Raw genomic sequence first — 21,876 nt, forward strand, 5'->3', positions numbered from 1 at the left:
GCCCGGCGCCGTGCTGGTCGCCTGCGGCCCCGGCAACAACGGCGGCGACGGCTTCGTGCTGGCACGCCATCTGCACTGCGCCGGTCATCCGGTAACGGTCGCGTTTGCCGGCGATGCGACCCGCCTGCCCCCCGATGCCGCCGCGGCCCGGGCCGCCTGGCTCGCCGAGGGCGGCAAGATCACGACCGACATGCCGGCCCCGCCCGCGGACGGCTGGGAACTGGTGGTGGATGCCCTCTTCGGCATCGGCCTGCAGCGCCCCCCCGAAGGCCTCTACGCAGAATGGATCGAGGCCCTCAACGCCCAGCCCTGTCCGCGCCTGGCCCTCGACATTCCGAGCGGGCTGGATGCCGATACCGGCAAACGCCTCGGCCCCTGCATCGAGGCCACCGACACGGTCACCTTCATCGCCCTCAAACCCGGCCTGCTGACCCTCGACGGACCGGACCTGTGCGGCGCACTGCATCTGGCGAGCCTCGAACTCGACGTGGAAGCCCTGGCCCCCGCCCCCGGGCGGGAAGTCAGCCCGGCCCTGTTCACCGAACGCCTGCAACCGCGCCGCCGCAACACCCACAAGGGCAGCTATGGCGACGTGGCCCTGATCGGTGGCGCACCGGGCATGGTTGGTGCCGCGCTGCTGGCCGGGCGTGCCGCCGTGCATCTGGGCGCCGGGCGGGTACTCCTCGGCCTGCTCGACCCCGGCACCCTGAGCGTGGACATCCTGCGTCCGGAACTGATGTTCCGCGCCGCCGCCAGCCTGCTCGCCGACCCCGGCCTCGGCGCCCTCGCGGTCGGCCCCGGTCTCGGCCAGTCCGACGCTGCCCTGACCCTCGTGCGCGCAGCAATAGGCAAGGCCACGCCTCTCATCCTCGACGCCGATGCCCTCAACCTGGTCGCCCGGGAGACGCGCCTGCAAGCCGGCCTCGCCAACCGCAACAGTGCCACCGTACTCACCCCTCACCCGGCCGAGGCCGCGCGCCTGCTGGCCTGCAGCACCGCCGATGTGCAGGGCAACCGGATCGCTGCGGCCCGTGGCATCGCCGCGCTCTTCAAGGCGTGGGTAGTACTCAAGGGCTGCGGCAGCGTCATCGCCAGTCCGGACGGCCAGTGGTGGATCAACACCACCGGCAACCCGGCCATGGCCAGCGCCGGCATGGGCGATGTCCTCACCGGCATCGTCGCGGCCCTCCTCGCCCGTGGCTGGAGCGCTCGCGACGCCTTACTGGCCGGCGTGCATCTGCACGGACTGGCGGGCAACACGCTATGCGCCGCCGACAACATCGACAGCGGCCTCCTCGCCGACGACCTGGCGCCTGCCGCCCGCAGCTGCTTCAATAGCTGGATCCGCCCGCCGCGCTGAGCCGGACCCACTCCATGCCGCTCCATCTCCAGCATGCACCGAGCACCACCCTGGGCGACATCCCGTCACCCATCACCCTGCGGCTGGCTGCCGAAATGCCGCTGGCCGCGGCCCTCTGTGCGCTTCTGGACCATCACGCCTCCGGCGCCATCGTGATGTGCGAAGAGCGCTGCGTCGGCATCATTACCGAACGCAGCGCCGCCCGCGCCTGCCTGGAAGCCGATCCGGCCAGCCTGATGCTCGGCGAAGCCTGCGACGCCAATCCGCCGGTGGGCCACGCCAGCACCGACCTGCGTGAGGCCTATCGCCTGCTGGTCCGCCACGGCACCCGGCACATCCTGCTGCATGACCAGGCCGGCGAAGCGAGCAGCCTGATCTCCGAATCAGCGCTGCTGTCGGCCCTCGGCATGGAGCACTTCGCCCATCTGGAAACCGTCGGCAGCGTGATGAGCCCGCGCGCCCACACGCTTCCCGCAACGGCCACAGTTCGTCAGGCCATCCGCCAGATGCGCCAGCACAACATTGGCTGCGTGGTCGTCGAATCCGGTGGCGATCCGGTCGGCGTGTTCACCTTTCACGACCTCACCGGCCTGCTGGCCCGCAGCGTGCGGATCCAGGACATTCCGCTGGCGAGCGTAATGACCCGCAACCCGCTCAGCGTGCCCACCAGCGCGTCGGTGTGGTCTGCCGCGCAAGCCATGCAGCAGGCCGGCATCCGCCACCTGCTGGTGACCCGCGACAAGCGACTGGTCGGCGTCCTGTCGGAACACGACATCGTCACCAGCCTGGAAGGCCGCTACGTCACCTTCCTGCGCGAGATCATCGCCGAGCAGGAACAGGAACTCATCGAGCAGCGCGTGCGCTTCGCCCAGCGGGAAGGCGAAGAACGCCTGCGCCGCATCATCGAGGCCTCGCCGGACGTGATCGTCGTGAAGGACAGCGCCGGCAACTGGATGGTCACCAACGGCGCCGGCCTGACCCTCTTCGGCCTCACCGGCCAAGACTACGTCGGTCAGGACGAACTGACCCTGTCCCGCATCGCCGCGCCCGCCCTGGCCAGCAACCTGCTCCATTGCGCAGCGACCAACGAGCGCGCCTGGGGCGCACCGGAAGGCTATCGCTACATCGAACGGCTGCCCCGTGCCGACGGCAGCTTCAGCTATCTGGATTTCATCAAGAAACCGGTCTTCAACCAGGACGGCAGCCGCCAGATGCTGGTGGTGGTGGGGCGCGACATCACCGACCGGATCCTTGCCGAAGAAGCCGTCCAGGCCCTCAACACCTCCCTCGAAGAACGGGTCGCCCGGCGCACCGACGAACTCAGCGCAACCCTCGCCGAGCTGGAATCCTTCAGCTATTCGGTCTCCCACGACCTGCGCACGCCACTGCGCGCCATCGAGGGCTTCTCCAGCCTGGTGATGGACGAGCATGCCGACGAACTGAGCAGCGAAGCCCTCGGCCACCTCGGTCGGGTGCGCGAAGCAGCCCAGCGCATGGCCAGCCTCATCGACGATCTGCTCGACTTGTCCCGCCACATCCGCAAACCGCTGCTGCGCCGCAACACCGACCTGTCCGCAACGGCCCTGAGCATTGCCCAGGACATGCAGCATGCCGACCCTGAGCGGCAGGTACACATCGACATCGACAGCGACATGCACGCCGAGTGCGACCCGGTGCTGATGCGCACAGTGCTCGAAAACCTGATCGGCAACGCCTGGAAATTCACCCGCCCCACCAGCGATGCCACCATTCACTTCGGCAGCCGGATGGACAAGGACGAGACCGAGTATTTTGTCACTGACAACGGCGTCGGCTTCAATCTGGCAGACGCGCACAAGCTGTTTGCGCCCTTCCAGCGCTTCCACACAGCCGCCGAATTCGAGGGCAGCGGCATTGGCCTGGCCACCGTTCACCGCATCGTCCGGCGCCATGGCGGACACATCCGGGCCCGCAGTGCCCCTGGCGAAGGCACAACCTTCTTCTTCACCCTCGGCAAATGAACGCCCCCCAACGGCCGCTGCTGGGCATTGGCCTGGCCATGATCGCGCTTGTCCTTTTCGTCACGCTGGATGTCATCAACAAACACCTGAGCGCCCGCTTTCCGGTGCCGCTGCTGGTGTGGGCACGCTATACGGTGCACCTGCTGCTGATGCTGGTCTTCCTCGGTCCGAGCCTGCGCGGCAGGTTGTTCGTGACCCGCCGGCATGGTCTGCATGTGGCGCGGGCCGTGCTGCTGCTGGCCACCAGTCTGGGTGGCGTCGCCGCCTTCAAGCTCATGCCGCTGGCTGAAGCCACCGCCATCATCTTCGCCTCGCCACTGATCGTCGTCCTGCTGGCCCGCCCGCTGCTCGGCGAAAGCATCGGGCGCCTGCGTCAGGTGGCGGTCGTACTGGGTTTTGGCGGCGTACTGCTGGTCGCCCGACCGGGCAGCGGACTGGTTCCCGAAGGGGTTGTCTTCGCCCTCGGTGCCGCCGTGGCCTACGCCCTTTACCAGATTCTGACCCGCAAGCTGTCACCCACCGAAACCCCGGTGACCCTGCTGTTCTATTCGGCCCTGATCGGCTGCGCCGGCATGACCGCCGCCATGCCGTGGATCGATCATGGCCCCACTCCCACAGGGCTGGAATACGCCCTGATGGGCGCCATGGGCCTGCTCGCCGGCGGCGCCCACTTTTTGCTCAACCGGGCTTTCCGGGAAGCCCCCGCGTCGCTGCTTTCGCCCATGCTGTACGTGCAACTGGTATGGGCCACGCTGTTCGGCTGGCTGGCTTTCGGCCAGTTACCCGACGGCGTCGCGCTGGGCGGCATGCTGGTGATCGGCGTGGCCGGTGCCCTCATCGCCATCGACAGCCGCCGGCTGGCCCTGCAACAGGCCGCCAGCAAGCCTTAACGCGCCTTCAGCGCCTCGATCGCCGGCGGATAGCGGCCCGCGGCCGAAGCGCGCAGCCAGCGCAGCGCCTGCTCCGGATCACGGGGCTGGCCAGCCCCCGTATCCAGCATCACCGACAGCGCATATTGCCCCTCCGCCTCGCCCGCCTCGGCAGCCTGACGGAACAGGCGCGCCGCCTCGTCCAGATTGCGCGGCACACCACGCCCCGCCTCGTGCAGCCAGGCCAGCCGGGTCAGGCCACGCGGGTCGCCGGCGTCGGCAACCCCCCGATAAGCGGCAAGTGCGTCCGGCAGACTTCCGTCTGCCTCCATGCGCCTAGCCTCGGCGAGACGCCGGTCACGGGCGCTGACAGGTTTTGCCGCAGTGCCGTCGAGTATCGCCAGTTGTGCGGACGCCTCGTCATCCCCCAACTCCACCGCTGCCTTCAGCCAGCGCCGCGCGCCGTCCACATCCACCGGCCCCAGGCGATTCGTCTGCAGCGACGTGCCCAGCCTCAGGGCCGCGTTGCGGCTGCCGGCCAGCGCAGCCTTCTCGTAGCGCCGCCGCGCCTCCAGGCCATCCTTCGGCTCGCCCAACCCATCCTCGGCAAGAATACCCAGATTGAACCACGCCTCGCCCATGCCCCGCTCCGCCAGCGCCGTCCAGATCTGGCGTGCTTCGGCGTAATGGGCCATCTTGAATTCGGCGTAACCCTTGTAAAGGCCAATGGCCGGCTTGCGCACCACGTCCGACAGCTCATCCTCACCAAGCAACTCGGCCTGCGCGTGCATCGGGATCACAAAGGTAGCCAGCAAAGCTGCCAGGGAAAGGTAAGTACGGATTCTGTTCATGGGGGTCTCCATTATTATGTTTTTAGTGCCGGGCAATTCTGCCCCAGCACAAGCTCATGGGCTGTTCTCCCCGACACAAGTTCCACAAAAAGAAGGCCGAAACACGAAATTGTTCGAAAGGCCTTGACACACCCCTTAGGCCTGCCTACAATGCGCGCTCTCACCTACCGGGCGGTTAACTCAGCGGTAGAGTGCCACCTTCACACGGTGGAAGCCACTGGTTCGATCCCAGTACCGCCCACCAGACATTTTGTTAATGTTTTCAGTAGTTTGAAATACATTAACGGCCTGACAAGGCAAAAAAACAGACACTTTAAAGTGTCTGTTTTTGTTTGTACCGCCGATCCGCTGTCAGGCAGTCTCAGCCGTCCAAAGCTATTTCGCAATACTTACAGCGCGGCACACCGTTCATTGCGCTGGCGGCAGCCATCATGTGACTGGCTTGAATATCAACCGACCTCAGGAGAACATCGATGGCGAATCAAGTACGCAAACTCTATTCGAACGAACACTTTGCGATCTGGCACATCCCGCAAGCCAACGCCTATGTCTACGAAGGCGCTGGCGTGGCGATCGATGACAGCAACTATCACGACAGCCCCATCGAAGACACCTACGAAGACGCCGTCGATGCGGCTTGCGAGCTGTACGATTTCGACAAGGCGGCGATGGTCAATACACTGACCGTTGCGTATTCCAACACCCTGTTCCAGGTTTACAAAACGCCCGACAACGAATTCATCTACCGTTTCTGTGCGGATGAGGGCCTTGATGAACCGACCGACAAGAACTTCGCAGAACACGAAGGCGAGTTCTACGCAACGCTTCAGGACGCGGTAATTGGCGCCTTCGAAGAGGATCTGTCGATTAGGACAGCCTGACGTTCAGCCGCTGCTGGCCGGCGGCGGAAGCTGTTCGAGAAACGCCACCACTTCCGACTCCAGCTTGCTGCGCCGCATCGGCGGCAGGCTTTGCCAGACACGCTTGCCATAGGGCTTGGTAAGCATGCGCGGGTCGCAAATGGCAAGCACGCCCTTGTCGCGCTCGGTGCGGATCAGCCGGCCGGCGCCCTGCTTGACGTTGATGACGGCGCGCGGGAGCTGGTATTCCATGAAGGGGCTGCGGCCGTTTTTCTGCATGTTCTCAATGCGGGCGGCCAGCACCGGGTCGTCCGGCGGGGCGAAGGGCAGCTTGTCGATAACCACCACTGACAGCGCATCGCCGGGCACGTCCACGCCCTCCCAGAAGCTCTGGCTGGCGACGAGGATGGCGTTGCCGAGGCGGCGGAAGCGCTCGAGGAGTTCGGTGCGTGAACCTTCGCCCTGGATCAAGAGCGGCAGGTCGAGCTTCTCACGGGCCAGGTCGTCGGCGATCAGTTCGTGGATGCGACGCATGGCGCGCAGCGACGTACACAGCACAAAGGTTCGCCCGTGGGCGGCACGGATCAGCGGGAAGGCGACTTTCGCCACCGCGTCCGGATATTCCGGGCTGTTCGGCTCGGGCATGTTCTGCGGGGCGTACAGCACGGCCTGCTGCGGGTAGTCGAAGGGGCTGCCCCACACAGCAGTATCGATGGGCGGCTCGACCCAGTGCAGACCCAGCTCGCGGCAGTAGTGACCAAAATCCTTGCCGACAGCGAGGGTGGCCGAGGTGAAGATCCAGGCCCGCGGATGGCCGTCCATCTGGCGCTTGAAAATGCTGGCGATCGACAGCGGCGTGGCGTTGAGCGACAGGGACTGGCTGAAGACTTCCACCCAGCGCACCCAGTCGGTGTTCTCGGGCTTGATCCAGCGGGCCAGGATTTCCTGCAGTTCCTGGGTGCGCCGCAGGCAGTTGGCAAGGCCTTCCGAGCGCTCGGCCTGGGTTTCGACGATGGCACCGAACTCAGCCAGCTCGGTGTCGAGGATTTCGACCGCCTCCTGAAAGGGCTTGTTGTCCTCCATCTGGGCAAAACCGAAGCGGGCGTTGTCAGTGCTGACCGACAGGCGCAGGTCGCGGGCGGCCTTTTCGAGCTTGCGGGTGGCTTCGATGAGATCGAGACAGTCGCGAGCGGCGGCAACGGTTTCGGAACGGGTGTCGCGGGCCAGCTCCAGCAGTTGCGAGGTGGACACGCTTTCGCCGAAGAACAGGCTGGCGGTTTCGGGCAACTGGTGGGCTTCGTCGAAAATTACCGCATTGCATGACGGCAGCAACTCGCCCATGCCTTCGTCGCGGAGCATCACGTCGGCAAAGAACAGGTGGTGATTGACCACCACCACGTCGGCCTCCATGGCAGCCCGGCGGGCAGCGGCGACGAAGCACTCCTTGAGGTCCGGACATTCCTGGCCGAGGCAGTTGTCCCGCGACGAGGTGGCGTACATCCAGGCGGCAGCGTCTTCGGGCACCTCGGGGCACTCGGCCTTGTCGCCGGTCTGGGTGATTTCCATGAAGCGCCCGATGGCACGCAGGTGCACGGCGTCCTGGGGGTTCTGGAAGCGCCCGTCGATCAGGTTGCGGGCCAAGTGGTAATGGCACACGTAGTTGGCGCGCCCCTTTAACAGGGCAACGCTGACCGGCACCTTCAGCGCAGCCCGCACGGTGGGCAGGTCGCGATTGAAGAGTTGATCCTGGAGCGTCTTGGTGCCCGTCGAGATGATCACCTTGCCGCCGTTCAGCAACGCGGGCACCAGGTAAGCGTAGGTCTTGCCCGTACCGGTACCGGCTTCGGCCACCAGCACGCCGTTATCCTTCAGCGCAGCCGCAATCCGCCCCGCCATCTCGAGTTGCTGGGGGCGCGCGGCAAATCCGGGTATGGCCGTGGCCAGAGGGCCGTCGGCGGCAAAGGCGGTTTCGATATTCATCATTCATGAAGGGAGTGCGGCGCGCACTTTACGCCATCGCGACACGGCCGACTCCTCTATTTACTTATTCCACCCGGTGCGCTTCGGCAAGATAGTCGCGGGAGCGCATTTCCATCAGGCGGCTGACAGTACGGTGGAACTCGCTGGCCTGACGCCCTTCCACGTACAGATCGTAGGCCTGGCACTCGGCGCTGACCAGCAACTTGACCCGGTGATCGTAGAGCACGTCGATCAGCCAGGTGAAACGCCGTGCTTCGGAGGCCATCGCTGCGCTCATTTTCGGCACCCGGGACAGGATCAGGGTGTGGTGCTCGCGGGCAATCTCGAGGTAATCGTTCTGCGAGCGGTTACCTGCACACAGGGTCTCGAAGTCGAACCAGATCACACCCGGTGCCTGGCGCTGGACCTTGAGCGTGCGCTCGAGCACCTCGATCTCGCCCGGAGCGCCCTTCGTTCCGGCGATTTTCTCGAAATCGACAGCCAGGTGCTTGTCGGCAGCTTCGTCGGCGGGCACCAGGAAGGCATCCATCTGTTCGAGGGTGCGCAGGCGGTAGTCGGTGCCATGATCGACCTCGACCACGTCGAAGCGGCGTTTGATGAAATCGATGGTCGGCAGAAAGTTGATGCGCTGCAGGCCGTTCGGATAAAGCCCGTCCGGCGGATAGTTGGAGGTCATCACAAACACCGTGCCACGGACGAACAGCGCCTCGAGCAGACGGCCGAGAATCATCGCATCGGCGATATCCGAGACGTGGAACTCATCGAAGCACAGCAGGCGGGTCTCGCGGGCAATGCGGTCGGCCACCCTTTGCAGGGGATCGGGCTCGTGATTGAAGTTCTGCAGGTCATTCTGCACTTCCTGCATGAAGGCGTGGAAATGCACCCGGCGCTTGCGCTGGTAGGGCACCGAATCATAGAAGCAATCCATCAGGAAGCTCTTGCCACGCCCCACGCCGCCCCAGAAATATACGCTTCTCGGCTGCTTGGGCCGCGACAGCAGCTTGCGGATGGTGCCGCGCCGGGCGGCCTTGAAGGACACCAGTTCAGAGTACAGGCCTTGCAGACGCTGGGCGGCGGCGCGCTGGGCCGGATCGGACTTGAAGCCGCGCGCCTTGAGGGTGGCGTCGTAGGCATCGAGCATGCCGTGTTCGGCAACCTTGAGGATTCGATGGGGCATGGTCGTGAAGCTTTTTTTATGGGTGCTGCGGATGGAAAAGGGGTGGTGAGGCATTTTACCGCCTGACCACCCCCGGCTGACGCACGGGCCGGCAAAACCGGCCCGCAGCGATCAGAAGTGCAGAGGACGCTTGTCGACAGCCAGAGCCGCTTCGTGCACCACTTCCGACAGGGTCGGGTGAGCGTGGCAGATGCGCGCCAGATCTTCGGACGCACCGGCAAACTCCATGGTCACGACGGCTTCGCCGATCAGCTCAGAAGCGTTCGAACCGATGATGTGCACGCCGAGAATGCGGTCGGTGTTGGCATCGGCGATCATCTTCACGAAACCAGCCGGGGTGCCGGCACCCAGCGCACGGCCGTTGGCCATGAACGGGATCTTGCCGACCTTGTAGGCGGCGCCTTCAGCCTTGAGCTGCTGCTCGGTCTTGCCAACCCAGGCGATTTCCGGGGAGGTGTAGATGACCCACGGAATGGTGTCGAAGTTGGTGTGGCCCTTCTGGCCGGCGATGGTTTCGGCAACGGCAACGCCTTCTTCCATGGCCTTGTGGGCCAGCATCGGACCACGCACCACATCGCCCACCGCCCAGATGCCGGGCAGGTTGGTACGGTTGTGGCCATCGACGTCCACAAAACCGCGCTCGTCGATCTTGAGACCGACCGCTTCGGCGTTGAGGCCGGCGGTGTTGGGCACGCGACCGACGGAGACGATCAGGCGGTCGAACTCGGCCTTCTGCGCGCCATCCTTGGTTTCGTACTCGACAGTGACGGACTTCTTGCCGACGGTGACGGTGCCAACCTTGACGGACAGCTTGATGTCGAGACCCTGCTTGGTGAACAGCTTGAGGGCTTCCTTGGCCAGATCCTGGTCGGCAGCGCCGAGGAAGCTGTCCATGGCTTCAAGAATGGTCACTTCAGAACCCAGGCGGCTCCACACGGAGCCCATTTCCAGGCCAATCACGCCGGAGCCGATCAGGCCGAGACGCTTGGGCACGGAGTCGATGTCCAGCGCGCCGACGTTGTCGCAGACGAGCTTGTTGTCGACGGGGATGCCCGGCAGGTGACGGGCGGTGGAGCCGGTTGCCACGATGACGTGCTTGGCTTCGACCACTTCTTCACCAACCTTGACCTGCCAGCCACCGTCGCTCTTGGCGACGAAGGAGCCGTGACCGGCCAGGAAGGTGACCTTGTTCTTCTTGAACAGGCCCTTGATGCCGGCGGTAAGCTGCTCGACGATCTTGGACTTGCGGCCGATCATCTTGGCCACGTCGATCTTCGGGGTGCCGACGGAGATGCCCTGCTCTTCGAAGGCATGACCGGCTTCCTCGAACAGGTGCGAGGTGTGCAGCAGCGCCTTGGAGGGGATGCAGCCCACGTTCAGGCAGGTGCCGCCCAGACGGGGCTCGCCCTTCGGGTCGGCATAGGAGTTGGATTCGGCGCAGGCCGTGTTGAAACCGAGTTGTGCAGCACGGATTGCCGCCACATAGCCACCGGGACCACCGCCGATGACCAGAACGTCGAATTGCTTCGCCATTGTTTTTTTCCTTGTTCGGATTGAAACAAGGCACGGCGACGGCAGGAAACCCGCCGCGGCCGTGCCTCTCAGGTCAGTAAGATCAGACGTCCAGGATCAGACGGGCCGGATCTTCCAGGGCTTCCTTCATGGTCACCAGACCCAGCACAGCTTCGCGGCCGTCGATGATGCGGTGATCGTAGGACATGGCGAGGTAGTTGATCGGACGCACCACGACCTGACCATTTTCCACCACGGCACGGTCCTTGGTGGCATGAATGCCGAGGATCGCGGACTGGGGCGGGTTGATGATCGGGGTGGACATCATGGAACCGAACACGCCACCGTTGGAGATGGAGAAGGTGCCACCGGTGAGTTCTTCCATGGTGATCTTGCCGTCCTTGGCCTTCTGGCCAAACTCGGCGATCTTCTTCTCGATGTCGGCGATGGACATCTGGTCGGCGTCACGCAGGATCGGCACCACCAGGCCACGGGGCGAACCGACAGCGATACCGATGTCGATGTAGCCGTGGTAAACGATGTCGTTGCCATCAACCGAGGCGTTCAGGATCGGGAATTTCTTGAGGGCAGCAACGGCGGCCTTCACGAAGAAACCCATGAAGCCCAGACGCACGCCATGCGCCTTCTCGAACTTGTCGGCGTACTGCTTGCGCAGGGCCATGACCGGGGCCATGTTCACTTCGTTGAACGTGGTCAGGATGGCGTTTTCGTTCTTCGACTGGATCAGGCGCTCGGCGATGCGGGCACGCAGACGGGTCATCGGAACACGCTGTTCGGCACGGTCGCCGGAGGCGATGGCCACGGCCGGGGCAGCGGCCGGAGCAGCGGCCTTCGGCTGGGCGGCAACGGCATCTTCCTTGATCACACGACCACCACGACCGGAACCGGACACGTCGCCAGCAGCGATGCCCTTCTCGTCGAGGATCTTGCGGGCGGACGGGCTCGCAGCGGCGCTGGAAGCAGCAGCCGGAGCGGCAGCAACAGCAGCCGGAGCGGCGGCGGCGGCGGGCGCACCGGCAGCAGCCGTGGCTTCGGTGTCGATGGTCGCAATGATCTCGCCGGAGGTCACGGACTCGCCGCCGTTCTTGACGATCTTCACGAGCACGCCAGCGGCGGGGGCCGGGGGTTCCAGCACGACCTTGTCGGTTTCGATGTCGATCAGGTTTTCGTCACGGGAAACGGCGTCGCCTTCCTTTTTGTGCCAGGTGACCAGCGTGGCTTCGGAGACGGACTCGGACAGTTGCGGCACTTTGACTTCGATCAGCATGTTTTCTCCCTATTTTTCAATTCGGCACAGACACGGGCATCAGGCTTTGATTTCGCCGAACGCATTTTCGATAACTGCCTTTTGTTGCGCATTGTGCTTGGCGTAGTAACCCACGGCCGGCGATGCGGCAGCCGGACGCGACACCAGCAGGAACTTGTGCTTGTCGCCAAGCGCGCTGTCCAGATGATGACGGGAGGCCAGCCAGTACCACACGCCCTGGTTGCGGGGCTCTTCCTGGCACCACACCACTTCCGTGGCGTTCGGGTATTTGTTCACCTCGGCGGCGAAGGCTTCGGCCGGGAACGGGTAGAGCTGTTCCAGGCGGACGATCGCGATGTCCTTGATGTCGTTGGCGCGACGATGGGCCAGCAGTTCGTAGTAGATCTTGCCGGAGCAGGCCACCACGCGCTTGACTGACTTGGCGTCGAGATCATCCACTTCGCCGATGACGGTCTGGAAGGTGCCCTTGGACATGTCGTCAATCGACGAAATCGCATCCTTGTGACGCAGCAGGGACTTCGGCGTGATGATCACCAGCGGCTTGCGCAGCTTGCGCAGAGCCTGGCGACGCAGCAGGTGGAAGATCTGCGACGGACCGGACGGGATGCACACTTCCATGTTCATCTCGGCGCACAGTTGCATGTAGCGCTCGATGCGGGCGGAGGAGTGCTCCGGCCCCTGACCTTCGTAGCCGTGCGGCAGCATCATGACCAGACCGCACTGACGACCCCACTTGGCCTCGCCGGAGCTGATGAACTGGTCCATCACCACCTGGGCGCCGTTGGCGAAGTCGCCGAACTGGGCTTCCCAGATGACGAGCTGGTTGGGCTCGGCAGTGGCGTAGCCGTATTCAAAGGCCAGCACGGCCTCTTCGGACAGCACGGAGTCGTAGCAGTAGAACGGAGCCTGACCCTCGCGGATGTTCTGCAGCGGGTAGAAGGTGCCGTCATGCCACTGGTCACGGTTCTGGTCATGCAGTGCAGCGTGACGATGGAAGAAGGTGCCGCGGCCCACGTCTTCACCGGACAGGCGGATGCCGAAGCCCTGCACCACCAGACTGGCGTAGGCCAGGTTCTCGGCCATGCCCCAGTCGAAGGACAGCTTGCCATCACCCATGGCCTTGCGGTCATCGATGATCTTCTGCACGCGGGGGTGCAGGGTGAAGCCATCAGGGGTGGTGGTCAGCGACTTGGACAGACGCTGGAGTTCGGCCATCGGAACCGTGGTGTCACACTTGTCGGTGTACTTCTTGCCGGCGTACGGACCCCAGTCCTGGGCGAACTGACGCTTGAAGTCGGACAGCACGGGGTTGGACAGCAGCTCGCCCTTGTCAAGCGCAGCGCGGTAGTCCTTGATGATCTGATCGGGCTCGTCACCCTTGCAGATGCCTTGCGCCACCAGCTTTTCCGCGTAGATCTTGCGGGTGCCCGGGTGCTTGGCGATCTTCTTGTACATCAGCGGCTGGGTCACCATCGGCTCGTCGGCCTCGTTGTGACCAAGCTTGCGATAGCACACGATGTCGACGACGACGTCCTTCTTGAACTCCTGGCGGTACTCGACAGCCATGCCCATGACGAAGGCCACGGCTTCCGGATCATCCCCATTGACGTGGAAGATCGGCGCCTCGCCCATCTTGAAGATGTCGGTGCAGTACAGCGAAGAGCGGTAGTCGCGGGGATCGGAGGTGGTGAAGCCGATCTGGTTGTTCACCACGATGTGGATCGTGCCGCCCGTGCCGTAGCCGCGGGTCTGCGCGAAGTTCAGCATTTCCTGGTTCACGCCCTGGCCGGCAACCGCCGCATCGCCGTGAATGATCACCGGGATGATTTCGGCCTTGCCGTTTGCGCCACGACGGGTCTGTCGGGCGTACACGGAGCCCTCGACCACGGGGTTGACGATTTCCAGGTGGGACGGGTTGAACGCCAGGGTCAGGTGCACCGGGCCGCCAGCCGTCATCACGTCGCTGGAGAAACCCATGTGGTACTTCACGTCACCCGCCGACAGATCGGAGGCAGCCTTGCCTTCGAACTCGGAGAACAGCATGCTCGGCGACTTGCCGAGGGTGTTCACCAGCACGTTCAGACGGCCGCGGTGGGCCATGCCGATGACGATTTCCTGAACGCCCTTGCTGCCCGCCACGCGGATCAGCTCGTCCATCGCCACGATGGTGCTTTCGCCGCCTTCCAGCGAGAAACGCTTCTGGCCGACGTACTTGGTGTGCAGGTAGCGCTCCATGGTCTCGGCAGCCGTGAGGCGCTCGAGAATGCGACGCTGATGATCAGCCTGGAACACCGGACGGCCGCGGGTCGGCTCAAGACGGGCCTGGATCCAGCGCTTCTCTGCGATGTCCGTCATGTACATGTACTCGGCACCAATGGAGCCGCAGTACGTCTGACGAACCGCATCCAGGATCTCGCGCAACGTAGCGTGATCGCCCGGCAGGCCGTGGAAGGAACCAGTATTGAAGGTCTGGTTCAGGTCGGCTTCGGTGAAGCCGTAGTGGGAGAGCTCCAGCTCGTGGATCTCGGGACGCTCGGTGCGCTTGAGCGGATCAAGCTGCGCCCAGCGGGTGCCGAGGAAGCGGTGCGCGTTGATGAGTTGCAGGACACTGACCTGCTTTTGATCGGCGCCACCGGCAACCACCGTGCGAACCGGACCACGCTTCGCCATGTCGGCGAAAGCGTTGATGATCGGGTAATGAGCAACGTCACGGCCGTTGCCCGGGGTGTTCTGCAGTGAATCGAAGTAGCTCCGCCACTCGTCGGAGACGGAATCCGGATTATCGAGATAGTTCTCGTAAAGCTCTTCAATGAACGGCGCATTGCTGCCGAACAGTTGGGAGCTTTCAAAAAGCTGTTTCATCATGGGCGACCACCTGGCTTTTATCTTGTCTTTTTGGATGTACTTGCTTGCGGTGGGGAGAATTCCCTGATCATTTGCTGCTTCCAGACAAACGAAAACGGGATGGCCTCATGCTTGGGACCACCCCGCTCTCGCTTCTCTTGTTTCCCCCTCCCCCTCCGGGCAATCTTAGCCGCGTTGAGCCAGCGGCGTGACGTCGCGGCGAGCGGCGCCAACGTAAAGCTGACGCGGACGACCGATCTTGTATTCCGGATCGGTGATCATTTCTTCCCACTGCGTCATCCAGCCAACCGTACGGGCCAGCGCGAAGATGCAGGTAAACATGTCGGTCGGGATGCCGAGGGCCTTTTGCACGATGCCGGAGTAGAAGTCCACGTTCGGGTAGAGCTTCTTCTCGACGAAGTACGGGTCTTCCAGGGCGATCTTTTCGAGCTCCATGGCCAGCTTGAACAGACGGTCGTTTTCGAGACCGAGTTCGTTCAGCACGTCGTAGCAGACCTTGCGCATCAGCTTGGCGCGCGGATCGAAGTTCTTGTAGACGCGGTGACCGAAGCCCATCAGCTTGAAGCTGTCGTTCTTGTCCTTGGCGCGAGCGATGTATTCGCCGACACGGGACACGTCACCGATTTCCTCGAGCATGTTGAGGCAGGCTTCGTTTGCACCACCGTGCGCCGGACCCCACAGGCAGGCGATGCCGGCAGCGATACAGGCAAACGGGTTGGCGCCGGAAGAACCAGCCAGACGCACCGTGGAGGTGGAGGCGTTCTGCTCGTGATCGGCGTGCAGCGTGAAGATCATGTCGAGGGCGCGGACCAGCACCGGGTTCGGCACGTACTTTTCGCACGGATTGCCAAACATCATGCGCATGAAGTTGGACGTGTAGTCCAGCTCGTTGTCCGGGTACATGAAGGGCATGCCCGTCGAGTACTTGTAGGTCATCGCCACAATCGTCGGCAGCTTGGCAACGATGCGGTTGAAGCTGATGTTGCGGTGCTCGACGTCGGCGAAGTCCATCGCGTCGTGGTAGAACGCGGACAGCGCGCCAACCACACCGACCATCACGGCCATCGGGTGTGCATCACGGCGGAAGCCGGAGAAGAAGCGCGCCAGTTGCTCGTGCACCATCGTGTGATTCTTGATGGTGTTTTCGAAGTCCGTCTTCTGCTTGGCGTTCGGCAGTTCGCCGTTCTTCAGCAGGTAGGTCACTTCGAGGAAGTTGCATTGCTCAGCCAGTTGCTCGATGGGGTAGCCGCGGTACAGCAGCTCGCCCTTGTCACCATCGATGAAGGTAACCGTGGACTGGCAGCTGGCAGTGGACAGGAAGCCGGAATCGTACGTGAAGTACCCGGTCTTTCCGCCGAGGGTTCGGATGTCGATCACATCGTTACCGTGCGTCCCCGACATGATCGGAAACTCTACGGACTTGCCATCTACGGTCAGTGCAGCAGTGCGTTGCGTGGTCATGTTTTGTCCCTTTTCCCTGTTGAAACTCCAGCTACCTACCGATCGAACTGCTCCCTCATCTTTCCCGAAGCAATTCGACCATTTCCTTCCAGCGATCGTTGCCAACCGGCTGACTGCCGTTGATCATGGCCCAGAGGTCATGATCTTCGACAATCAGCAAGTCATCAAGATCAGCCAGTTGACCATCGTTCAGATGGTCAAAGTGCCTTTCTAGGAAACGTGCGAACACCAGATCGAGCTCGAGAAGAGCTCGACGGCACTGCCAGCGCACACGCCCCCTGTTCAGCGTCATACCGCGCGACGAAGCATCATGTCTTTGATCTTGCCGATAGCCTTGGTCGGATTCAGGTTCTTCGGGCAAACATCGACACAGTTCATGATGGAGTGGCAGCGGAACAGACGGTACGGATCTTCCAGATTGTCCAGACGCTCGCTGGTTGCTTGGTCACGGGTATCTGCGAGGAAGCGGTAAGCCGCCAGCAGACCGGCCGGGCCGACAAACTTGTCCGGATTCCACCAGAACGACGGGCAGCTTGTGGAGCAGCAGGCGCACAGGATGCACTCGTACAGGCCGTTGAGTTCCTCCCGGTCTTCCGGCGACTGCAGACGCTCACGCTCCGGTGCCGGATCGTTGTTGATCAGGTACGGCTTGATCGAGTGGTACTGCTTGAAGAACTGGGTCATGTCCACGATCACGTCGCGAATGACCGGCAGACCGGGCAGCGGACGCAGGGTGATCGGCTGGACAATGTCATCCATGCTGGTCAGGCAGGCCAGGCCATTCTTGCCGTTGATGTTCATGGCATCGGAGCCACACACACCTTCGCGGCAGGAGCGGCGGAAGGACAAGGTGTCGTCCTTGGCCTTCAGACGCACCAGTGCGTCCAGCAGCTTCTTGTCGGACTCTTCGAGTTCGACAGAGATGTCCTGCATGTAGGGCTTGTCGTCCTTGTCCGGATCGTAGCGGTAAATCTTGAACTGTACGGTTCGCTTGCTGCTCATTTTCTATTCTCCGGAACGCTCAGTAAGTACGCTTGGCGAGTGCAATCGGCTCGACGTCCGCAGACATCGGCTGGAGGTTCACCGGCTTGTAGTCGAGACGGTTACCTTCGCTGTACCACAGCGTGTGCTTGAGCCAGTTCTTGTCATCACGACCGTTCGGGGTCTCGGCGCAATCGAGCGCGTCGTCACGCACGTGGGCACCGCGGGACTCCTTGCGGGCTTCGGCGGAAACCATCGTTGCCTTCGCGACTTCGATCAGGTTGTCGAGTTCAAGAGCCTCGGTGCGGGCAGTGTTCCAGACCTTGGACTTATCCTTGATCTGGGTACGCTTGGCGCGCTCGGCAACATCCATGATCTTGGTGACGCCTTCCTTCAGCACATCAGCAAAACGGAACACGCCTGCATGCTTCTGCATGGTGCGCTGCATTTCGAGACGGACTTCGTGCACGTCTTCGCCACCGGTCTGGGTTTCCAGACGGGCAATCCGTGCCAGCGACACATCGGCCGCATCTTCGGGCAGCGGCTGGAGCTTGAGCTGACCGGACTGGAAGTCGGAGACCACGGTTTCACCTGCAGCCTTGCCGAACACCAGCAAGTCGAGCAGCGAGTTGGTACCGAGACGGTTGGCACCATGCACCGAAGCACATGCGCACTCGCCTGCAGCATAAAAACCAACGATCGGCACGTTCTTCTCGCCATCCTTCGGCACGACGACCTGGCCCTTGTAGTTGGTCGGAATGCCGCCCATCTGATAGTGACAGGTCGGCACGACCGGGATCAGGGCCTTGATCGGATCGACGCCAGCGAACTGGATCGAGATTTCGCGAATGCCGGGCAGGCGCTTGTTGATCGTCTCGGGAGACAGGTGGGTGATGTCGAGGAGAACGTGATCCTTGGCACTACCGGCACCGCGACCTTCGTTGATCTCGGTGGTCATCGCACGGGAAACCACGTCGCGGGAGGCCAGATCCTTCAGGTTCGGCGCATAGCGCTCCATGAAGCGCTCACCGGAAGCATTGCGCAGAATGCCGCCCTCGCCCCGCACGCCTTCCGTAATCAGCACACCAGCACCGGCCACACCGGTCGGGTGGAACTGCCAGAACTCCATGTCTTCCAGCGGTATGCCGGCACGAGCCGCCATACCGACACCGTCACCGGTATTGATGAAGGCATTGGTGGAGCTGTAGTAGATACGGCCGGCACCACCGGTCGCAAAAATGGTCGCCTTGGCATGGAAAATCGACACTTCGCCGGTTTCCATTTCCATGGCGGTCACGCCAAGCACATCACCGTTCGCATTGCGGATCAGGTCCATCGCCATCCATTCGACGAAGAACTGGGTGTTGGCGCGCACATTGCGCTGATACAGCGCGTGAAGCATGGCGTGGCCGGTACGGTCGGCAGCCGCACAGGAGCGCGACACCGGGGTCTGGCCGTAATTCTGGGAATGACCACCGAACGGGCGCTGGTAGATCTTGCCGTTGTCGGTACGGTCGAAGGGCATGCCGTAGTGCTCGAGTTCGACGACGACCTCGTTGGCCTTCTTCACCATGAACTCGATGGCATCCTGATCGCCCAGCCAGTCCGACCCCTTTACGGTGTCGTACATGTGCCAGTGCCAGTTGTCTTCCGTCGAGTTGCCCAGAGACGCAGCCACACCGCCCTGCGCCGCTACAGTGTGCGAGCGGGTCGGAAAGACCTTGGTCAATACGGCAGTCTTCATCCCTGCTTCAGAAAGCTGGAGAGCGGCACGCAAGCCAGCGCCACCAGCACCAACGATTACTGCATCAAAGGTACGCTTCGCGACTTTCACTTACAGCCTCCAGAGAATCTGAGCAGCCCAACCGACATAGCCGATGAGCAGGAGAGCGACAACGGAATGCAGAACCAGACGCACGCCGGTCGGCTTGATGTAGTCCATGAAAATGTCGCGCACGCCAACCCAGGCGTGAAAGAACAGCGACACAAAGAAGAGGAATGTCGCGAACTGCATGAAGCCGCCGCTAAACAGACCGCGCCAGCTTTCATAGGACGAATCCGGCAGGAGCAGCGCTCCGACGGCAAAAATGACAGTGTACAGAGCCATCACAACGGCCGTGACACGCTGGGCAAGCCAGTCACGGAAGCCGTAATGGGCCCCAACGATGATGGGCTTTACCATAGCTTGACTCCGAGCAGAACGGTGAGGGTGAGGCTGACAATCAGGACAAGGCGCGCGCTATTGCGGGCGGCAGCCAGTTCGATGCCTTTGTGCATATCCAGAAGCAGGAAGCGGATGCCAGCACAGAAATGGTGCATATAAGCCCACAGCAACCCCAACAGCAGCAGCTTCACCAGCGGATTGCCAACGACTGCCTTGTAAGAGGCATAAGACTCAGGAGATCCGACGCTGCTGCCAAAAAGCGACAACAACAAGGGCAGCATCAGGAACAGGCCTACACCACTCACCCGGTGCAGAATAGAGACGATTCCCGGAAGCGGGAGCCTGATCTCGTTCAACGCCAGATGCTTCGGGCGCTGTTTCTTCAAAATCACCTCTGTCATAGATTTTCCCTCTAACAATTGCGACTACACGCCGCTCTTTTCCCACACAACGAAATTATAAGTATATACCCTTACCAACCACTGACAGGGCGGGCACCCCCATCAATTCAAACCGCCTAATTCAGTTCATTCAGATAGTAATGCTCTGCAGTGGAATAGAGCCCGCGGCGCCATTCCACCGGTTTATCACCATAGGTATAAGTCACACGCTCGACAGACAACAAGGGCGTACCTTCTGCCACACCCAGCGTCTCGCTGGTCATTCGATCGGCAGCAACTGCGCGAATGCGTTCTTCTGCCCTGATCATCCGAACACCGAAGCGGGCTTCAAAAATGCTGTACAACGAGCCGTGCGCACCCTGCAGCACCTCCATGGTCAAGCCATGGAATATCTCGCCAGGCAGATAAATTTCATCAACAACCACCGGCTTGCCGGAAAACCGCAGAAGACGGCGCAAGATCGTAACGGGCGCGCCGAGCTCGATACCGAGCATTCGCGCAGCCTCGTTACCGGCCTTGGCTTTCCAGCAGTCGATGGGCACGCTTTGTGGATGCGCCAGATCCCCATCAATCGGAACCAGCCGCAAAAAACGGAACAGGGCTCGGGGATCATTGTGAGAAGCGACGTAGGTGCCCTTGCCCTGCTTGCGAACCAGCAGGTTCTCGGCAGCCATCTCGTCGATGGCTTTGCGCACCGTCCCTTGACTTACATTGAATCGGAGCGCAAGTTCCTGCTCGCTGGGGATCGCCTGCCCCGGACGCCATTCAGCGGATTCCAAAGCGGTGATCATCAGATTCTTGATCTGACGATACAAAGGGCTGAAGGTGGGCGAGTCGGGTCGCATCGATGTATTGAAGCACACTTTTTTCACTCAGTCTATGGGGTGTCTTTTGTCTTATATAAGATATAAGACATGGAATTGACAGCTTGAAGAAATGCTCCTACGATTCGGATGTTGATTGATCAGCTACTGGTCTCAACGCCGGATCAACATCGCGACGGCTTGAAGGCGGCGCGAACCACCAGCATTGTGTCGATAACGCTTGTTTCCTAGAGGGAGTATCAATAATGGCAAAAGCCCCCGTTCGTGTTGCAATCACCGGCGCCGCCGGCCAGATCGGTTATAGCCTCCTGTTCCGCATCGCCAGTGGCGAAATGCTGGGCAAGGATCAACCCGTCATTCTTCAGTTGCTGGATCTCCCGCAGGCCCAAAAGGCTGTCAAGGGCGTGATGATGGAGCTGGAAGACTGTGCCTTCCCGCTGCTGGCCGGCATGGTCGCCACTGACGACCCCAATGTCGCATTCAAGGATGCCCAGGTTTGCCTGCTCGTCGGCGCACGCCCCCGCGGCCCCGGCATGGAGCGCAAGGATCTGCTGACTGAAAACGCCAAGATCTTCACCGTTCAGGGCGCCGCCATCGGCCAGTACGCCGATCCGGACGTCAAGGTGCTGGTTGTGGGTAACCCCTGCAACACCAACGCCTACATCGCCAAGGAAATCGCGATCAAGTTCGGTCGCGTCCAGGCCAAGAACTTCACCGGCATGCTGCGTCTGGATCACAACCGCGCCCTGTCGCAACTGGCTTCCAAGTCCAGCCGTGACGTTTCCAGCCTGAAGAAGCTGGTCGTCTGGGGCAACCACTCCCCCACGATGTACGCCGACTACCGCGAAGTCACCTCCAACGGCGACAACGTCAAGAATCTCATCAACGACGAAGCCTGGAACCGCGACGTGTTCCTGCCGACCGTTGGCAAGCGCGGCGCCGCGATCATCGAAGCCCGCGGTCTGTCCTCCGCTGCCTCCGCTGCCAACGCCGCCATCGACCACATCCGTGACTGGGCCCTCGGCTCCAACGGCGAATGGGTCACCATGGGCATCCCGTCCGATGGCTCCTACGGCATTCCCGAAGGCATCATCTACGGCTTCCCGGTCACCACCGAAAACGGTGAGTACAAGATCGTCCAGGGCCTGGAAATCGACGAGTTCTCGCGCGAGCGCATGACCCACACGCTCAACGAACTGCTCGAAGAACGTGACGGCGTGAAGGATCTGCTGGGCTGATCGCTCCGCCGGTTTAACGCTTCACCAAAACGCGGGGACGGAAAC

General features: G+C 62.2%; 18 protein-coding genes and 1 tRNA gene. 6 read left to right on the plus strand and 13 right to left on the minus strand.

Features of this window, described 5'->3' with window-relative positions; all coding sequences use genetic code 11:
* The 3 genes from ETQ85_RS26175 to ETQ85_RS08010 all read left to right on the plus strand — a co-directional run.
* On the plus strand, window positions 1-1,360 hold a 1,360-nt coding region (locus ETQ85_RS26175; RefSeq protein ID WP_187394635.1), incomplete at its 5' end, for an NAD(P)H-hydrate dehydratase.
* A 14-nt stretch (window positions 1,361-1,374) separates the two neighbouring features.
* Window positions 1,375-3,360 (plus strand): CBS domain-containing protein, encoded by a 1,986-nt coding sequence (locus tag ETQ85_RS08005; RefSeq protein WP_148578516.1) that lies wholly within the window; start codon window positions 1,375-1,377, stop codon window positions 3,358-3,360.
* A complete protein-coding gene (locus tag ETQ85_RS08010; RefSeq protein ID WP_148578517.1) occupies window positions 3,357-4,250 on the plus strand; it encodes a DMT family transporter in 894 nt (297 codons plus the stop codon). Before ETQ85_RS08005 ends, ETQ85_RS08010 begins: the two co-directional genes overlap by 4 nt.
* On the opposite strand, the gene ETQ85_RS08015 is transcribed toward ETQ85_RS08010, so the two are convergent.
* Window positions 4,247-5,080, minus strand: a complete 834-nt coding sequence (locus ETQ85_RS08015) for a tetratricopeptide repeat protein (RefSeq protein WP_148578518.1) — start codon at window positions 5,078-5,080, stop codon at window positions 4,247-4,249. The two genes, ETQ85_RS08010 and ETQ85_RS08015, sit on opposite strands and share 4 nt — an antisense overlap.
* 169 nt (window positions 5,081-5,249) lie before the next feature.
* On the opposite strand from ETQ85_RS08015, the gene ETQ85_RS08020 reads away from it, so the two are divergent.
* Both ETQ85_RS08020 and ETQ85_RS08025 read left to right on the plus strand, forming a co-directional pair.
* Window positions 5,250-5,324, plus strand: a tRNA-Val gene (locus tag ETQ85_RS08020).
* A 229-nt stretch (window positions 5,325-5,553) separates the two neighbouring features.
* Entirely contained in the window at window positions 5,554-5,961 is a 408-nt protein-coding gene (locus ETQ85_RS08025; RefSeq protein ID WP_148578519.1) for a hypothetical protein, read from the plus strand.
* Between the two features lie 3 nt (window positions 5,962-5,964).
* On the opposite strand, the gene yoaA is transcribed toward ETQ85_RS08025, so the two are convergent.
* The 12 genes from yoaA to ETQ85_RS08080 all read right to left on the minus strand — a co-directional run bounded on the left by yoaA (window position 5,965) and on the right by ETQ85_RS08080 (window position 20,614).
* Window positions 5,965-7,923, minus strand: a complete 1,959-nt coding sequence (yoaA, locus tag ETQ85_RS08030) for a DNA repair helicase YoaA (RefSeq protein ID WP_148578520.1) — start codon at window positions 7,921-7,923, stop codon at window positions 5,965-5,967.
* Between the two features lie 61 nt (window positions 7,924-7,984).
* Entirely contained in the window at window positions 7,985-9,097 is a 1,113-nt protein-coding gene (gene zapE / locus ETQ85_RS08035) for a cell division protein ZapE (RefSeq protein WP_148578602.1), read from the minus strand.
* A 111-nt stretch (window positions 9,098-9,208) separates the two neighbouring features.
* Window positions 9,209-10,630, minus strand: coding sequence for a dihydrolipoyl dehydrogenase (gene lpdA, locus ETQ85_RS08040; RefSeq protein WP_148578521.1), 1,422 nt, complete (start codon window positions 10,628-10,630; stop codon window positions 9,209-9,211).
* An 82-nt stretch (window positions 10,631-10,712) separates the two neighbouring features.
* Window positions 10,713-11,897 carry a 2-oxoglutarate dehydrogenase complex dihydrolipoyllysine-residue succinyltransferase gene (odhB, locus tag ETQ85_RS08045; protein ID WP_148578522.1) on the minus strand — a complete coding sequence of 395 codons (1,185 nt, stop codon included), beginning with the start codon at window positions 11,895-11,897 and terminating at the stop codon, window positions 10,713-10,715.
* Window positions 11,898-11,936: 39 nt separating this feature from the next.
* Window positions 11,937-14,762 (minus strand): 2-oxoglutarate dehydrogenase E1 component, encoded by a 2,826-nt coding sequence (locus ETQ85_RS08050; RefSeq protein ID WP_148578523.1) that lies wholly within the window; start codon window positions 14,760-14,762, stop codon window positions 11,937-11,939.
* 165 nt (window positions 14,763-14,927) lie between these two features.
* The gene (gltA, locus tag ETQ85_RS08055; RefSeq protein ID WP_148578524.1) at window positions 14,928-16,223 is read right to left on the minus strand and encodes a citrate synthase; all 1,296 of its coding nucleotides are present in this window, start codon (window positions 16,221-16,223) and stop codon (window positions 14,928-14,930) included.
* A 55-nt stretch (window positions 16,224-16,278) separates the two neighbouring features.
* On the minus strand, window positions 16,279-16,515 hold the full coding sequence (locus ETQ85_RS08060; RefSeq protein WP_148578525.1) for an FAD assembly factor SdhE: 237 nt from the start codon (window positions 16,513-16,515) through the stop codon (window positions 16,279-16,281).
* A complete protein-coding gene (locus ETQ85_RS08065; RefSeq protein ID WP_148578526.1) occupies window positions 16,512-17,225 on the minus strand; it encodes a succinate dehydrogenase iron-sulfur subunit in 714 nt (237 codons plus the stop codon). The genes ETQ85_RS08060 and ETQ85_RS08065 overlap by 4 nt, the downstream gene beginning before the upstream one ends.
* Before the next feature lie 19 nt (window positions 17,226-17,244).
* The gene (gene sdhA / locus ETQ85_RS08070; RefSeq protein ID WP_187394636.1) at window positions 17,245-19,038 is read right to left on the minus strand and encodes a succinate dehydrogenase flavoprotein subunit; all 1,794 of its coding nucleotides are present in this window, start codon (window positions 19,036-19,038) and stop codon (window positions 17,245-17,247) included.
* A complete protein-coding gene (gene sdhD, locus ETQ85_RS26180) occupies window positions 19,039-19,386 on the minus strand; it encodes a succinate dehydrogenase, hydrophobic membrane anchor protein (protein WP_187394637.1) in 348 nt (115 codons plus the stop codon).
* Entirely contained in the window at window positions 19,380-19,769 is a 390-nt protein-coding gene (gene sdhC, locus ETQ85_RS08075; RefSeq protein WP_148578527.1) for a succinate dehydrogenase, cytochrome b556 subunit, read from the minus strand. Before sdhC ends, sdhD begins: the two co-directional genes overlap by 7 nt.
* 116 nt (window positions 19,770-19,885) lie before the next feature.
* A complete protein-coding gene (locus tag ETQ85_RS08080; protein WP_148578603.1) occupies window positions 19,886-20,614 on the minus strand; it encodes a GntR family transcriptional regulator in 729 nt (242 codons plus the stop codon).
* A gap of 224 nt (window positions 20,615-20,838) precedes the next feature.
* On the opposite strand from ETQ85_RS08080, the gene ETQ85_RS08085 reads away from it, so the two are divergent.
* Window positions 20,839-21,831: a malate dehydrogenase gene (locus ETQ85_RS08085; protein ID WP_148578528.1), complete on the plus strand. Its 993-nt coding sequence runs from the start codon at window positions 20,839-20,841 to the stop codon at window positions 21,829-21,831.
* Window positions 21,832-21,876 lie beyond the last annotated feature (45 nt).

Origin of the sequence: Zoogloea oleivorans (assembly GCF_008107625.1) — a bacterium.
GTDB lineage: Bacteria > Pseudomonadota > Gammaproteobacteria > Burkholderiales > Rhodocyclaceae > Zoogloea > Zoogloea oleivorans.